This window comes from Desulfobacter postgatei 2ac9 (assembly GCF_000233695.2).
GTDB classification, from domain to species: domain Bacteria; phylum Desulfobacterota; class Desulfobacteria; order Desulfobacterales; family Desulfobacteraceae; genus Desulfobacter; species Desulfobacter postgatei.
On the sequence record NZ_CM001488.1, the window covers coordinates 3,506,360 to 3,518,895 of the forward strand.

Below are 12,536 nucleotides of genomic sequence, written 5' to 3' on the forward strand. Positions count from 1 at the left end.
GGTCTCAAACCCTTCGCTTTTCATCCGCCCCGGCCAGTTGGACATCAATTCTTTTCTTGATCAACCCGATCCGGGGAATCTACTGAGGCCTGGATACTTTTTTTAAAAGCAAGGCGCTTATCCGATTCGTATACCCAAGAAGTTCCTGTTCCATCTGTTCCAATTCTTTAGCGTTTCGAATCAAGCGATTCGGATCTTCTTCCAGTTCTTTCAGGCAAGCATAGACTTCATCAACAGTATTGCAATCTTCAGCTTTTTTCATCAGTACAATCTATTTTTTGTTGTTTCAGCTTAGCAGGAAATATCATGCTTTTTCCACTAAAAGATAGACTTTTTTAAAACCGGGAAAATGGGAATGCGCCCGTTTACCGGCTGGATTTATGACTTCATAAAACCTTATGCCGATGATATCAAGGTGGCTCACCCTGAAATGCTCAAAGCGATTACAGCAGCTAAAAAGAAAAACGATCTATCTGATGCCCAGAAAATATGTGACCTTCTCAGAGTTGATCTGTTACCGGAATGTTATATGGCTCCGAGCGAGTTGCGAGGATTAAGAAGAATTTTAAGATACAGAAACCACATAGTCAGAACAGCAACCCAAACTAAAAATAAAATACTCTGGACTTTTAATGGAGGTCGGTGCTGAATACAACAAAAAAAGCTAACATGGCAAACGCTATTTCTGGGAATTAATGGACACCATTGAGCATGTCCCATCATCCGTCTCAGAAATGTTAAAACTTAGCAGGTCAAATCTGGAGATTTTTACTAATATTCAAAAAAGCTCGTACGGGTGCTAAAAGAAAACCCGCTGATCCGAGAACGGGTAACCCGGCTGCAAACAATTGGTGGGGTTGGAGAGGTGACGGCTTTAACCTGGGTGTTGGAAGTAGGTGAGGTAGAGCGATTTGGAGCAGTACGTCAGGCAGTTAGTTATTGTGACCTTTGCGCGGCTCAAAAAGAATCTGGCGGCAAAGAAAGTCGTGGTCCGATATCCAAAAAACGAAATAAACATTTGCAAACTGTTCTGGTTGAGGCGGCAAAACTTGCACCACATTGGAATCCTCAATTGGCTGAAATTCATGAAAGGGAATTGAGAAAGGGAAACAAGAATAGAGCGACCCTGGCCGTAGCAAGAAAGCTTGTAGCCTATATGCTGGCTGTTGAAAAATCCAAAAAGGATTTTGAGGTGACAGCTCCATATCAGGCTGCCTGATACGGTCCGATTGATACATTAATAGCATTGCATTTACAATAGATCTTCCCGCTGGTCCTTGCTTTCTGGGGACTATGTGATCGGCAACCGCCGTGATACATCATTTAGTGTTTCAAGGTCAGCGGGTTTACCCAAACTTAATCTTCTGTGATGGTTCCTTTACAAAAGGACCTGATACAGCAAATAGATGTCTGGTCAAAAGATCTTTATCTTTTTGGCACTTAAATGAAATAGATTAAAAAGATCAGGAGTTAATGCAATGGGCCATTTAACGCTTTTGGAGAATGTCTTTAAAAAGTGAAGGGAAATCTACATTTTCCCCTTGACAAAACTTATCATAGATGTCCCCGGAATTTCCCAGATCAGTATGTTGGTGTGGGCCGACCCCGAATGACAATTTGGGTCAGACTCCCGATGAACCTTGTTACTAATGTTCGCAAATGATAATCTACAATTAGTGATCACTATAAAGGGGGGAGTACCATGGCCACCGCGCAAAAAATATATGAAAAAGCATTAAAGTTACCGGAACCGCTTGCGCAAGAAATTCTGGATTTTATTGGATACATTGAGACTAAATATGGCTTGAAAGACACATGGGTGGATGAATTAATAAACGCGCAAGAACCTGTAATGGATCAAATCTGGAGCAACAGCGAAGATGACGTCTGGAATAATTTGTAACCCGGGAGATATTGTCGGCCTTCCATTCCCATTTTCCGATTTGACAAGCCGAAAAAGACGTCCTGTCCTTGTCTTGACCGAGGCAGATTTCCGAGGGGATTTTATGGGGCTGGCGATTACATCCGTTTTGACAGAGAACAATGCGGTAATCATTGAAAACCCTGACATGAAAGATGGAAGTTTGCCCAAAAAAAGTTGGATTAGATATGATAAAATTTTTACGTTAAGCACATCAACTGTTGTAAGACGGTATGGGGCCATCAATGAGGATGTGTTTTTAGAGGTCGTCAATAGCCTCTGTCAACATGTCGGTTGCAACAGCCCCAATATTTAATGGTGGATTTGGGCCTGATTTTGAGTTTGATTGTAATGAAATCTGTCTGTTGTCCCATCCCAAATTAAAACTTGAAAAAACTGGGAAATTGATACGTTCATTCACTTTTCTTCAACGCCCAACCTCTACGATTCCATAAGATGATCGTTATAGTCCTGGTCTATTTTCTATTTACCTTCAAAGAGGCTGGAGCATTTTAATTTCAATGGCTTTGGGACTGTTCATTGCATGCCATAGATCCCAGTCTTGCTGCAGGCCGAGCCAGAAGTCTGCGGACATCCCTAATACACGAGACAGCCTCAGTGCTGTGTCAGGGGTCACTGACCTGCGCCCTTTAATAATTTCGTTTAAACGAGGATATGAAACCCCAAGTCTTTTGGCCAGTTCGGTCTGGGTAATGTTGAGGGGTTTAATAAACTCTTCCAAAAGCATTTCTCCTGGGTGTGTGGGAGGGCGATTTGTTGGAAGTTTCCTTGATATTTTATTAGTGGTAGTCTGTAATTTCGACATCATATACATGTCCTTCCTTCCAAATAAAACAATATTACATGAGAAAACATCATGACCCAAATTGATCATAATATAATCAAAACAATAGAAGCTCATAAAGATATTATAAAAGAAAAATTCTCTGTTGAGTCAATGTCAATTTTCGGTTCCATATCAAAAGGCACAGCAAAATCCGATAGTGACATTGATATATTAATCAGATATAAAACCACCCCCGGCCTTTTTGGATTCATTGATTTAAAACAATATCTGGAAGTTATTGTTGGACGCCCGGTCGATCTTGTAACAGAAAACGCCTTAAAAAAACAACTCCGCGATGCTATTTTAAGGGATGCGGTGCATGTCGTCTAGAAGTTGGAAATTTCGCATTGAAGACATCATCGAAGCATTGGATCGAATATTCCATTATGTGAAGGATTTAAACTACGATGGCTGGATGAAGGATCAGAAGACAATTGATGCTGTTATTAGAAATCTTGAAATAATAGGAGAAGCTGCTGCGAATGTACCTCGGGAAATCCAGAATTTGTATGTGGATATTCCCTGGTATCAGATGAAAGGAATGCGAAATATTCTTATCCATGAATATTTCGGCGTTGATAATGATGTGCTGTGGAATACCATTCAGAAAGATTTGCCTGTATTAAAGGAAAAGCTTCAAGCCGTTGAACTTTGAAAACTACGCCCTAAGGGTAAGCAAATAGCATTTAAAAAACGGAAATCCTTTCAGGTGATCTTCCGGGGTAGCAGGGATGGCATGTGTCGGAAGAATTGCAGTGCAGTGCGGGAGACCCAATGCGGTTACGGTGAAGGGCCGTTAACTGATGGATATAAGGATATCCGAAATTCCATGGGGCTGTATTGGGAGTCGGAGGGGTTCATAGTACCGATTGAGGCTGAGGGACAACATAACCCCGGCCAAGGAAAGGGACCCTACTTTGTTCACGTAACTAACGAGCGGAGGATCAGGAGATTGCAATATGCTACTAACTCCGAATAGGATCAGGACGCTTCAGAGGAAGCTCTATTGTAAGGCCAAGCCAAGCAGTCAACGAGCGCAAGCCTTACGATGAAGAACATGGGAAAGCCGTGTACGGGAAAACCGTATGCACTGTTTGATGAGGGAGCACTGAGGATGCAAGGCCTTTGGAACACGTAGTAGCCGCGTGCGGCAAGGCGTCTCGAATATAAAAAGGGCTGAAGAAACCGGCCGATTCAGTGCTCTACTCTACCCCGAATTCCCTGTTTACAAAATATGCCTGCATTCTCAGAAACATCAATAAGCCAAGCTTGACCCAGACAACAGGAGGCAACCATGCCCATAGCGACCGCTTATGAAAAAGGAAATCTCTACCAGATCCCCATCACGGATTTGAAGCCAGACCCTGACCAGCCCCGCAAGGTGATAGACCCCGAAGCCCTTGCCGAGCTTGTCACATCCATTGAAAAATACGGCATCATCCAGCCCCTCCTTTTCCGGGACGCCGGCGAAGGAAGCCTCTTCATCGTTGCCGGTGAGCGCCGCTGGTAGGCCGCAAAGCAGATCGGCCTGACCACCCTGCCCGCCATCTTTGTTCAGGGAAACCATGCCGAAATCGCCCTGGTCGAAAGCCTCCAGCGCCAGGACCTGACCTCCGTCGAAGAAGCCGAAGCCCTTCAGCGCCTGATGGACGAGCAGAATTTCACCCAGGAACAACTCGGCGGCATTGTGGGCAAAGCCAGGACCACGGTCCGGGACATCCTCACCATCAACAGACTGCCCCAGACCATCCGGGACGAATGCCGGGGGGACCGGACCATTACCCGCCAGACCCTCATTGAGATCGCCCGCAAAAAGCAGGAACGCAGCATGATCACGGCCTACAAAGCCTTCCGCTTAAAGCAACAGAAGACCCTGGAAACCGGAGAAAAAGCCCCGGACAAACCCAAGGGAAAAGACCTGAACGACCCGGCTGCTGCTCTGGAATTTGTCCAAAAAATAGATGCAAAAATCGCCAATATCGACGCAACCAGTTGGACCAGCGAGGACCGGGAAAAAGTCTGTAGCGCGCTCATTGCCGTCAAAGATAAAATCAATATTTTTATCAACCCAGATCCTGTACCTGAGTGAGTTTAAATTATAATAACAATATTTTAGGAGTTGCGGTTGACCGCCAATAGTTCCGCGCCTGCTGTTTGTATAGATTTATAGCTCTAAACTGAGCCGAAGCCCTGAACTGGTATGAAAGCTTTTTATAAACCCAAAACCCCAGCTATTGACTTGTTAACGTCCTTAGCGATAGTATAAAAATTTACTCTTGATTTGTTGGGGTATTTTATGATTAAAAAAAGGAAGGGGTATGTATACAAATAAAATAAAAGTGGAAGTCCGGCCGGAAATATTAATCCAGGCGGTTATGAATATGAAAAAAAAAGAAAGGGATGCTTTTTTAGAAGATCTTCTTGCATCCACATCCCCCGCATATCTTAAAAGCATAAAAGAGTCTCGGGATGATTATAAAGCAGGAAGAATCAAATCACATGATGAGATTTTCGGGAAGTAATGTACACCCCTCGTATACACTAACCGAGCCGAGAAGGATATCAAAAAGCTCACTCCTGAAATAAAAAAAAGAATCGGGCAAGCGCTGTCTCGCTACAAACAAGATCCTCATGGATATTCCGAGACACTTATAGACGCCAAGCTCGGAACATATAGATTCCGAATTGGAAATTATAGAGTAGTTTTTGATATTGAGGGTAGTGATATTGTCATTTTGCGGGTAGGACACCGAAGAGATATCTACAGACGACTTTAAGTTTCTTCCCATGCAATACGCCAATAAGCATGGAAAGATATTTTGAAAAAAGAGAACGGGAAACCCAATCGTCTGGAAGTGAAAGTATAAAGGATTTACAGATAAAATTCCGTGAGAAATTTAGCATTTCAGCCAGTCGTTTTTCAGAGTCAATAAAGGAACTATAAATAAAGCATATCAGCCTCACCGGGTTTCAGGTCTACGCCCTCCCTCCGGGAGCACCCCTTTTCCTTCTTTGCCGCCGGCCTTTTCAAGGCCTGCCTCACCGGCATGCTGGCCCAAGTCATGTTCATCTTCCGCATCCAGCATGTCAGCCGGCTCCTGCTGGGGATCTTCTTTATCCTGAACGTCTTCGGCCTGATCCTGTTCAAATACCTGCTCTTCCGGATACTGAAGCGGTTCCGCTGGATCGGCTACAATGCCCCGGTATCTCCTGATCATCGGCAGCGGTAGGGTGGGCACGCTTTTTGTGCCCACTGGGTGTTCTGATCAATGCATAGCAGTTGAAAGAGCAGCCAGAGGTTGACTGTGTGTTCAAAGCACTGCTCGGTTCGGAGAAGAACAAAAATCTTCTGATCCACTTTTTGAACGCAGTAACCGGACTTCAGGGAGATGAGACAATTACGGATGTTGTAATCATGAATCCCTACAATGAGCGGGAATTCATGGATGACAAGCTCTCAATTGTGGATATAAAGGCAAAGTGTCAGAATGATTTCAAATATCAGGTGGAGATCCAACTTGCTGTTTATCCTGCACTTCCATCAAGGATAATCTATAACTGGAGCACAATCTACCACTCCCAGCTCACAAAACAGCAAGGCAATTACATTGAACTCAAGCCGGTATTTTCAATCTGGATTCTTGACAGTCCGCTTTTTAAAGATGCCGGGACATATCATCTGAAATTCAGGCTTCATGATTCAGAAAATAACATCTCATTAAGTGACCATCTGACAATTCATCTGCTTCAGCTCTCTCTTTTTGATGAACATAAAAATTTACCTGAGGATGTGAAAGTAGAGTGCGCGGAATTAACCCCTTTCTTTTAAAGCAACCCTGAGAATGGAAAATTTATGCTTATTCGATCTAAAGCACCTTTAAGACTTGGCCTAGCGGGAGGGGGAACCGATGTTCCCCCATATTGCGATTTATATGTTGGCTATGTATTGAATGCAACTATTGACTTGTATGCTCATTGTACGATTGAAACCCATAATTTAAACAAAATAACATTCAGAGCTGAAGACAGAAACCAGGCGTTTGAGTCGGATGCTGTTTCCTTTCTAAATCCCGATGGGATACTGGATTTGCATAAAGGTATTTATAATAAAATTGTATCTAAATTCAATGATGGCAAACCTCTTTCTTTTACCATGACAACTTATTCAGATGCCCCATCCGGAAGTGGGCTTGGAGGCAGTTCAACCATGGTTGTCGCTATGATAAAAGCATTTGTTGAATGGCTGCACTTACCGCTTGGGGATTATGACATTGCAAAATTGGCCTTTGAAATTGAACGGGAAGATATCGGTATTATTGGCGGTTCTCAAGATCAATATGCAGCTACTTTTGGGGGGTTTAATTTTATTGAATTTTATGAAAATAAGCGGGTTATAGTAAATCCTTTACGGATAAAAAATTGGATTGTTGATGAGCTTGAAAGTTCTTTTGTTCTCTATTTTACAGGTATAACCAGAAGTGCGTCAATTATCGAAGAAGAAAAGTCAAACGCGATAAGAAAGGACTCAGTTGCGCTTGAGGCAATGCACGATGTAAAAAACAAAGCCCTTTTAATGAAAGAATCGATTCTTAAAGGTGATATAAAAAGCTTTGCCGAGATTTTAGGTCATTCCTGGGAATCTAAAAAAAAGATGGCAGCTTCAGTATCAAACAAGGATATAAACCATATTTATGAAACAGCCATTGAAAATGGCGCATATAGCGGGAAAATCAGCGGTGCAGGTGGTGGTGGATTTATGTTTTTTATAGTAGACCCAATAAAAAAAATAAAGCTGATTAATACGTTAAATACCTTGGGGGGTAAAGTTATCAATTTTCATTTCACACAATCCGGTACAAAAGGATGGCTAATAATATAATAGACTTTATAACATAACAAACTGGTCATAAACATTCAAAAGCGGAGGGAAGATGAAAGCTGTAATTTTAGCTGGTGGACTTGGTACCAGGATTGCCGAAGAAACCAGCGTCAAACCCAAACCTATGGTGGAAATCGGCGGTAAGCCGATCCTGTGGCACATCATGAAAATATACAGTTACTATGGTATCAATGATTTTGTCATCTGTCTCGGATACAAAGGGTATGTGATAAAGGAGTACTTTGCCAACTATTTTCTGCACTCTTCCGATGTAACCTTTGACATGCGTACAAATTCCATGGAGGTACTCCAGCAGCATGCCGAACCCTGGCGGGTCACCCTCGTGGATACTGGAGAAAACACCATGATTGGCGGCCGCATCAAACGAATTATTGACAATGATTATATTGATGGGGACACGTTCTGCCTGACCTATGGCGATGGCGTGTGCGATATAAATATCAAAGCGTTGATCTCCTTTCATGAAAATGAAGGCAGAATGGTCACAGTTACAGGCGTTCAGCCCCCGGGGCGTTTTGGAGCCATTGAGTATGCGGACAATAAGGTTACGGGATTTAAAGAGAAACCCCAGGGAGATGGCGGTTGGATTAATGGTGGTTTTTTTGTACTCTCTCCGAAAGTCGCAGACTACATTAAAGACGATGAAACTGTCTGGGAGAAGGAACCCATGGAAAAATTGGCTGCTGAAAGCAATCTTTCCCTTTTCAAGCACGACGGCTTTTGGCATCCGATGGATACGTTGCGGGATAAACGATACCTTGAGTCCTTATGGCAGGCCGATAAGGCACCATGGAAAATTTGGTAAAAATCCAATTAAATTTGTCAGTCTCGAATAAATAATGACAATCTGAGCATACTGCTTGGGATGAAAACAGGAGAAAAAATGAGGATATTGATTACCGGAAACATGGGATATATCGGTCCTATTTTGACTGCAACACTTCGCAGCTCGTTTCCAGATGCCGAAATCTGGGGCTTTGATAACGGCTACTTTGCTCACTGCCTGACCAATGCGGCACATTTCCCTGAGTGCATCATTGATCATCAGATATTTGGCGACATGCGTCAGTTCCCTTTTGAAATCCTGAAGGATGTTGATGCCGTGGTACACCTGGGTGCTATTTCGAATGATCCCATGGGGAACAAATACGAAGCCGTGACCAATGCCATCAATGATCAAGCCAGCAGGGCGATCGCCCGGGAAGCAAAAGCGCAATGTGTGAAAACCTTTGTTTTTGCCTCCAGTTGCAGCATGTACGGACAGACGACCGGGGATGCGCGAAAGGAGACAGATACCTTGAATCCTTTAACCGCCTATGCCCGCTCCAAAGTCGCCATGGAGGAGGAACTAAAGGGCCTGTCAGATAGTGATTTTGTCGTCACTTCCCTTCGGTTTGCCACTGCCTGCGGGATGTCCCCCCGATTGAGGCTCGACCTGGTATTAAACGATTTTGTTGCCGGCGCCATCACCTCCGGAGAAATTACGGTTCTCAGCGACGGTTCCCCCTGGCGGCCATTGGTGCATGTCAAGGATATGTGCCGCGCGATTGTCTGGGCTCTCAACCGGGAATCGAAAGGAATTGGCCCGTTTCTTGCCGTCAACATCGGAAGCGACACATGGAACTACCAAGTTAAAGAACTGGCATACGCAGTCGCCGAATCAGTCTCTGGGACAACCGTGTCTATCAACAAAAACGCACAGCCGGACAAACGATCCTACAAGGTGGATTTTTCCCTTTTTCGGGAACTTGCACCGGACCATCAGCCCCAGGTAACCCTTGAAGCCGCGATTGCAGAATTGAAAGACGGACTTGAGGCGATGAACTTTGCCGACCCCAATTTCAGACAGTCCAATTTAATGCGGTTGAAAATGCTTGAAACCCACATTCAGAACGGTTCCCTGAACGCAAATCTTCAGTGGCAGATTTAAAAATTAACGGCATTTAATTGAGGGGGAAATAAAGATGAAGTTCAACCCGACCCAACTTGATGGGGCCTATACGATTGACCTGGAGCGCCTTGGAGATGAAAGGGGCTTCTTTGCCCGGGTTTTCTGCACAGAAGAATTTTCCAATGCAGGACTGATGGGTTCCTTTGTTCAGATCAACAATTCGCTCACCAGGGATAAAGGAACCTTACGCGGAATGCACTACCAACTGCCGCCGGCCGCAGAAGTCAAAGTGGTTCGCTGCATTCAGGGCGCACTTTTCGATGTTATCCTGGATCTGCGTCCGAATTCTTCAACCTTCGGGAAGTGGTTCGGTGAGACCCTGACCGCCGAAAACCGTCGCATGATGTACGTTCCCAAAGGTTTTGCCCATGGGTTCATTACCCTGCAGGAAAACACCGAGGCGTTCTATCTGGCCGGCGCGGCATATGCGCCAAAGCAGGAACGCGGTATCCGCTACAACGATCCCCGCTTTGCTATTGAATGGCCCATTGTCCCATCGGTGATTTCCGATAAGGACAATAGTTGGCCGGATTTTGATCCCAAGTGGCATGGGGTGGAGTCGTTGAAGGTATTTCAGAACACAAAAAAAGAGATGATATAGCAATGGATACAGCAATAGTTACAGGGGCAACTGGGCTTGTTGGCTCTGCGGTCGTCAGGAAGTTGTTGGAAAACAATATAGATGTTCTTTGTATTGGAAGAAAAGAACCTTTAATACAACCCCGGAAAAATCTGCCCGGCACAGCAACGAATCTGAAAATGGATATGGCGGATATTCTTTCTTTGGAAGATAAGATCGGGGAAATAGGCTGGGTTCCGGGTTTTTTTTGTGTTTTTTATCATTTTTCCTGGAAAGGGCTCAACGCTCTAACAGACGGAAGCGTTGACGATCAGCTTAAAAATGTGACATACAGCGCAAACGCCCTTGTCAGTGCTCAAAAAATAGGATGTAAAAAGTTTGTCAACGCGGGAACGATTGAAGAAACTTTCGCAGAAAAATATTTAGATAACCGGTGGCAGCACGAGACCTATCCATCAGGACAAAATGCTTACGCGGCATCCAAGCTGGCCGCTCGTGATATGTGCGTATTGCTGGGTTATCTCAACAAGATAGACTATGTACATACTCGCCTGTCAGTTCCTTTCAATCCAAGTTTTACAGGAAAAGGGTATATCTCTTCTGCCATACGCGCAATTCTGGCAGGAGAAGCCTACGCGGCGCCAACCAATCCCCAATTATTGGATCTGACGCACATCAAAGATGTTGCCCAGGCATATTATCTTGTTGGGCAAAAAGGGAAAAATAAGGCAAACTATTTTATCGGATCAGGCGAGCCAAAGAAACTGAGCCAATATTTTGGGATGGCAGAAAAAAAAGCCCATGCAGCAAAGTCATGCGCTGATGCTCATCAACCATGCACAGATAATCTGCTTTTAACTGCGGAGGATTTCAGCATTGATGATCTGAAAAGAGATACGGGCTTTGTTTTAAAAAAGACATTTGATGATCTTGTGGAAGAAATGGAGATAAAATGAAAAAGGCTATCGTTACAGGCGCAACAGGCTTTATCGGGTCCGTATTTGTAAAAACCCTTATTGATAATCAAACCTCCGTCCTTGCGTTGGGACGAAAAAGTTACGACAAAATTAATAAGGACCGGGTTGCCTTGCTGACGGGAGCAACGTATGTTCAGATAGATATGAAAGATATTGACGCGCTTCCTGATCAAGCAAGGGATGCGGGCTGGACTTCAGATGAACCTTGTGTATTTTATAATCTGGCTTGGGGGGGCGTTTCAAGATTATCTGATATGGATCATGCAGCACAACTGAGAAACATTTCATGGTCCGTAAAGGCCCTTATGGCGGCAAAAGAGTTGAATTGTGAGAAGTTTATCCACATAGGAACAATGGAAGAGGCCTTTACCCATAAATATTTATCGCTGGATTATCATGAAAACAGCGAATACAACAGACATGTCGTCTATTCTGTTGCCAAAATTGCTTCTAAAAATTTTCTTAAAATGTTCTCAGAGAAAGCCGGAGTGCCGCTCCTGTTTGCCAACAATTCCCATGTGATGGGACCGAATGATGATAAGGATTCCTTTCTTCAAGTAACATTGCAAAAGCTTATAAATGGTGGCGAGCTTATTTTTTCCACAGGGGAGCAGATGTTTGACGTGATTTCTGTTAAGGATTGTGCGTTAGCCTATGTAGCTATTGGCAAAAAAGGGAAGCCTGGTCAAAATTATTGGGTTGGTTCCGGGCAAGCTCGCCCGCTGAAGGAGTATGTAAAAACAATGGCCTCTCTTTACCCGTCAGGACAGCCCCTTCGATTTGGCGAGATGCCCTATAATGATATTTCCTTGAAAAAAGAAGATTTTTCAATAGAAAGCCTGACCAGGGATACGGGTTTTCTTCCTACGCAAAAATATGAGGATATTGTGCATGAACTTCATTCGTGGCTGATGGGGTTGGCCAATAGCTGATATATTTGGTTACAAGTTTTGACAATTTTTTCTTGTTTTTGTTGTATGCAATGGGTGCTTTCTCCCTGTTGGGCAATTACAATCAAATTGCCTGGGCGCTATCAATTGTCTGGTTTTATTGATGCTTGCATGGCAGGGAAACAGCCTTTTCAAAATTACCTCCGAACAATTTATTACCTTCAGGTACCTGTTGTACATATTGGCCGGGATGAGTGTTATAAATTGGACAGCCTTTGTGTTTAACCAGCTATTGATTGCCGATGAAAAAATTGCCTTTGTGCATCAGATGATGTCCGTCCGCACCCTATCCAATTTTTTGATCGTGTTGCTTACTATTCATTTTAAGTGGTCACTTATCCTAATGTTTTTTATACGATTCAATGCTAAATATGCTGATTATTGCTCCCTGTTGCTTGATGAAGCAAAAA

General features: G+C 43.8%; 20 protein-coding genes and 1 pseudogene. 18 read left to right on the plus strand and 3 right to left on the minus strand.

The window, feature by feature from the left end; translation table 11 throughout:
• Window positions 1–79: 79 nt before the first annotated feature.
• A complete protein-coding gene (locus DESPODRAFT_RS16205; RefSeq protein WP_004070514.1) occupies window positions 80–262 on the minus strand; it encodes a hypothetical protein in 183 nt (60 codons plus the stop codon).
• 168 nt (window positions 263–430) lie between these two features.
• Here DESPODRAFT_RS16205 and DESPODRAFT_RS21275 point away from each other — a divergent pair, with 168 nt between their 5' ends.
• The 4 genes from DESPODRAFT_RS21275 (at window position 431) to DESPODRAFT_RS16220 (ending at window position 2,237) form a co-directional block, all read left to right on the plus strand.
• On the plus strand, window positions 431–649 hold the full coding sequence (locus DESPODRAFT_RS21275) for an IS110 family transposase (protein ID WP_245532083.1): 219 nt from the start codon (window positions 431–433) through the stop codon (window positions 647–649).
• Between the two features lie 147 nt (window positions 650–796).
• Window positions 797–1,219: a transposase gene (locus tag DESPODRAFT_RS21280; protein WP_245531946.1), complete on the plus strand. Its 423-nt coding sequence runs from the start codon at window positions 797–799 to the stop codon at window positions 1,217–1,219.
• A 483-nt stretch (window positions 1,220–1,702) separates the two neighbouring features.
• Window positions 1,703–1,903 carry a DUF2281 domain-containing protein gene (locus tag DESPODRAFT_RS16215; protein WP_004074926.1) on the plus strand — a complete coding sequence of 67 codons (201 nt, stop codon included), beginning with the start codon at window positions 1,703–1,705 and terminating at the stop codon, window positions 1,901–1,903.
• Entirely contained in the window at window positions 1,881–2,237 is a 357-nt protein-coding gene (locus DESPODRAFT_RS16220) for a type II toxin-antitoxin system PemK/MazF family toxin (RefSeq protein ID WP_004074927.1), read from the plus strand. The genes DESPODRAFT_RS16215 and DESPODRAFT_RS16220 overlap by 23 nt, the downstream gene beginning before the upstream one ends.
• Window positions 2,238–2,414: 177 nt before the next feature.
• Here the strand turns inward: DESPODRAFT_RS16220 and DESPODRAFT_RS16225 are convergent, their stop codons facing one another.
• On the minus strand, window positions 2,415–2,750 hold the full coding sequence (locus tag DESPODRAFT_RS16225) for a HigA family addiction module antitoxin (protein WP_371904997.1): 336 nt from the start codon (window positions 2,748–2,750) through the stop codon (window positions 2,415–2,417).
• Between the two features lie 48 nt (window positions 2,751–2,798).
• On the opposite strand from DESPODRAFT_RS16225, the gene DESPODRAFT_RS16230 reads away from it, so the two are divergent.
• The 6 genes and pseudogenes from DESPODRAFT_RS16230 to DESPODRAFT_RS21775 form a co-directional block, all read left to right on the plus strand.
• The gene (locus DESPODRAFT_RS16230; protein ID WP_004074931.1) at window positions 2,799–3,098 is read left to right on the plus strand and encodes a nucleotidyltransferase family protein; all 300 of its coding nucleotides are present in this window, start codon (window positions 2,799–2,801) and stop codon (window positions 3,096–3,098) included.
• Window positions 3,088–3,423 carry a HepT-like ribonuclease domain-containing protein gene (locus tag DESPODRAFT_RS16235; protein ID WP_004074933.1) on the plus strand — a complete coding sequence of 112 codons (336 nt, stop codon included), beginning with the start codon at window positions 3,088–3,090 and terminating at the stop codon, window positions 3,421–3,423. The genes DESPODRAFT_RS16230 and DESPODRAFT_RS16235 overlap by 11 nt, the downstream gene beginning before the upstream one ends.
• A 639-nt stretch (window positions 3,424–4,062) precedes the next feature.
• Window positions 4,063–4,278, plus strand: coding sequence for a ParB N-terminal domain-containing protein (locus DESPODRAFT_RS18835; protein ID WP_052314713.1), 216 nt, complete (start codon window positions 4,063–4,065; stop codon window positions 4,276–4,278).
• Between the two features lie 96 nt (window positions 4,279–4,374).
• A complete protein-coding gene (locus tag DESPODRAFT_RS18840; RefSeq protein WP_443112189.1) occupies window positions 4,375–4,857 on the plus strand; it encodes a ParB-like helix-turn-helix domain-containing protein in 483 nt (160 codons plus the stop codon).
• Between the two features lie 229 nt (window positions 4,858–5,086).
• Window positions 5,087–5,290, plus strand: coding sequence for a hypothetical protein (locus DESPODRAFT_RS16245; RefSeq protein ID WP_004074937.1), 204 nt, complete (start codon window positions 5,087–5,089; stop codon window positions 5,288–5,290).
• 24 nt (window positions 5,291–5,314) lie between these two features.
• A pseudogene (locus tag DESPODRAFT_RS21775) lies at window positions 5,315–5,545 on the plus strand (type II toxin-antitoxin system RelE family toxin); the annotation flags it as partial.
• A gap of 183 nt (window positions 5,546–5,728) precedes the next feature.
• Here DESPODRAFT_RS21775 and DESPODRAFT_RS21910 read toward each other — a convergent pair.
• A complete protein-coding gene (locus DESPODRAFT_RS21910) occupies window positions 5,729–6,007 on the minus strand; it encodes a hypothetical protein (protein WP_157488510.1) in 279 nt (92 codons plus the stop codon).
• Between the two features lie 41 nt (window positions 6,008–6,048).
• Here DESPODRAFT_RS21910 and DESPODRAFT_RS16255 point away from each other — a divergent pair, with 41 nt between their 5' ends.
• From DESPODRAFT_RS16255 to DESPODRAFT_RS20690, 8 genes are all read left to right on the plus strand, one after another.
• Window positions 6,049–6,597 (plus strand): Rpn family recombination-promoting nuclease/putative transposase, encoded by a 549-nt coding sequence (locus DESPODRAFT_RS16255; RefSeq protein ID WP_004074942.1) that lies wholly within the window; start codon window positions 6,049–6,051, stop codon window positions 6,595–6,597.
• A gap of 24 nt (window positions 6,598–6,621) precedes the next feature.
• Complete coding sequence (locus DESPODRAFT_RS16260) at window positions 6,622–7,647, plus strand: GHMP family kinase ATP-binding protein (RefSeq protein WP_004074943.1); 1,026 nt, start codon at window positions 6,622–6,624, stop codon at window positions 7,645–7,647.
• Window positions 7,648–7,699: 52 nt separating this feature from the next.
• On the plus strand, window positions 7,700–8,473 hold the full coding sequence (rfbF, locus tag DESPODRAFT_RS16265; RefSeq protein WP_004074944.1) for a glucose-1-phosphate cytidylyltransferase: 774 nt from the start codon (window positions 7,700–7,702) through the stop codon (window positions 8,471–8,473).
• Window positions 8,474–8,551: 78 nt separating this feature from the next.
• Window positions 8,552–9,598: an NAD-dependent epimerase/dehydratase family protein gene (locus DESPODRAFT_RS16270; protein ID WP_004074945.1), complete on the plus strand. Its 1,047-nt coding sequence runs from the start codon at window positions 8,552–8,554 to the stop codon at window positions 9,596–9,598.
• Window positions 9,599–9,632: 34 nt separating this feature from the next.
• Window positions 9,633–10,220: a dTDP-4-dehydrorhamnose 3,5-epimerase gene (gene rfbC, locus DESPODRAFT_RS16275; RefSeq protein WP_004074946.1), complete on the plus strand. Its 588-nt coding sequence runs from the start codon at window positions 9,633–9,635 to the stop codon at window positions 10,218–10,220.
• A gap of 2 nt (window positions 10,221–10,222) precedes the next feature.
• On the plus strand, window positions 10,223–11,155 hold the full coding sequence (locus DESPODRAFT_RS16280; RefSeq protein WP_004074947.1) for an NAD-dependent epimerase/dehydratase family protein: 933 nt from the start codon (window positions 10,223–10,225) through the stop codon (window positions 11,153–11,155).
• Window positions 11,152–12,108: an NAD-dependent epimerase/dehydratase family protein gene (locus tag DESPODRAFT_RS16285; RefSeq protein ID WP_004074948.1), complete on the plus strand. Its 957-nt coding sequence runs from the start codon at window positions 11,152–11,154 to the stop codon at window positions 12,106–12,108. The genes DESPODRAFT_RS16280 and DESPODRAFT_RS16285 overlap by 4 nt, the downstream gene beginning before the upstream one ends.
• A 199-nt stretch (window positions 12,109–12,307) precedes the next feature.
• Window positions 12,308–12,536 (plus strand): hypothetical protein (locus DESPODRAFT_RS20690; RefSeq protein WP_216594020.1); only part of this gene is annotated, 229 nt, incomplete at its 3' end.

Bases quoted from the DNA above. Each gene is read 5' to 3' on its own strand.
- rfbC (WP_004074946.1), top strand. From the start codon at position 9,633: ATGAAGTTCAACCCGACCCAACTTGATGGGGCCTATACGATTGACCTG.
- DESPODRAFT_RS16285 (WP_004074948.1), top strand. From the start codon at position 11,152: ATGAAAAAGGCTATCGTTACAGGCGCAACAGGCTTTATCGGGTCCGTA.
- DESPODRAFT_RS16205 (WP_004070514.1), bottom strand. From the start codon at position 262: ATGAAAAAAGCTGAAGATTGCAATACTGTTGATGAAGTCTATGCTTGC.
- DESPODRAFT_RS21275 (WP_245532083.1), top strand. From the start codon at position 431: ATGCTCAAAGCGATTACAGCAGCTAAAAAGAAAAACGATCTATCTGAT.
- DESPODRAFT_RS16230 (WP_004074931.1), top strand. From the start codon at position 2,799: ATGACCCAAATTGATCATAATATAATCAAAACAATAGAAGCTCATAAA.
- DESPODRAFT_RS16220 (WP_004074927.1), top strand. From the start codon at position 1,881: ATGACGTCTGGAATAATTTGTAACCCGGGAGATATTGTCGGCCTTCCA.
- DESPODRAFT_RS18835 (WP_052314713.1), top strand. From the start codon at position 4,063: ATGCCCATAGCGACCGCTTATGAAAAAGGAAATCTCTACCAGATCCCC.
- DESPODRAFT_RS16280 (WP_004074947.1), top strand. From the start codon at position 10,223: ATGGATACAGCAATAGTTACAGGGGCAACTGGGCTTGTTGGCTCTGCG.
- DESPODRAFT_RS16245 (WP_004074937.1), top strand. From the start codon at position 5,087: ATGTATACAAATAAAATAAAAGTGGAAGTCCGGCCGGAAATATTAATC.
- DESPODRAFT_RS16260 (WP_004074943.1), top strand. From the start codon at position 6,622: ATGCTTATTCGATCTAAAGCACCTTTAAGACTTGGCCTAGCGGGAGGG.
- DESPODRAFT_RS16225 (WP_371904997.1), bottom strand. From the start codon at position 2,750: ATGATGTCGAAATTACAGACTACCACTAATAAAATATCAAGGAAACTT.
- DESPODRAFT_RS16270 (WP_004074945.1), top strand. From the start codon at position 8,552: ATGAGGATATTGATTACCGGAAACATGGGATATATCGGTCCTATTTTG.
- DESPODRAFT_RS16235 (WP_004074933.1), top strand. From the start codon at position 3,088: ATGTCGTCTAGAAGTTGGAAATTTCGCATTGAAGACATCATCGAAGCA.
- rfbF (WP_004074944.1), top strand. From the start codon at position 7,700: ATGAAAGCTGTAATTTTAGCTGGTGGACTTGGTACCAGGATTGCCGAA.
- DESPODRAFT_RS16215 (WP_004074926.1), top strand. From the start codon at position 1,703: ATGGCCACCGCGCAAAAAATATATGAAAAAGCATTAAAGTTACCGGAA.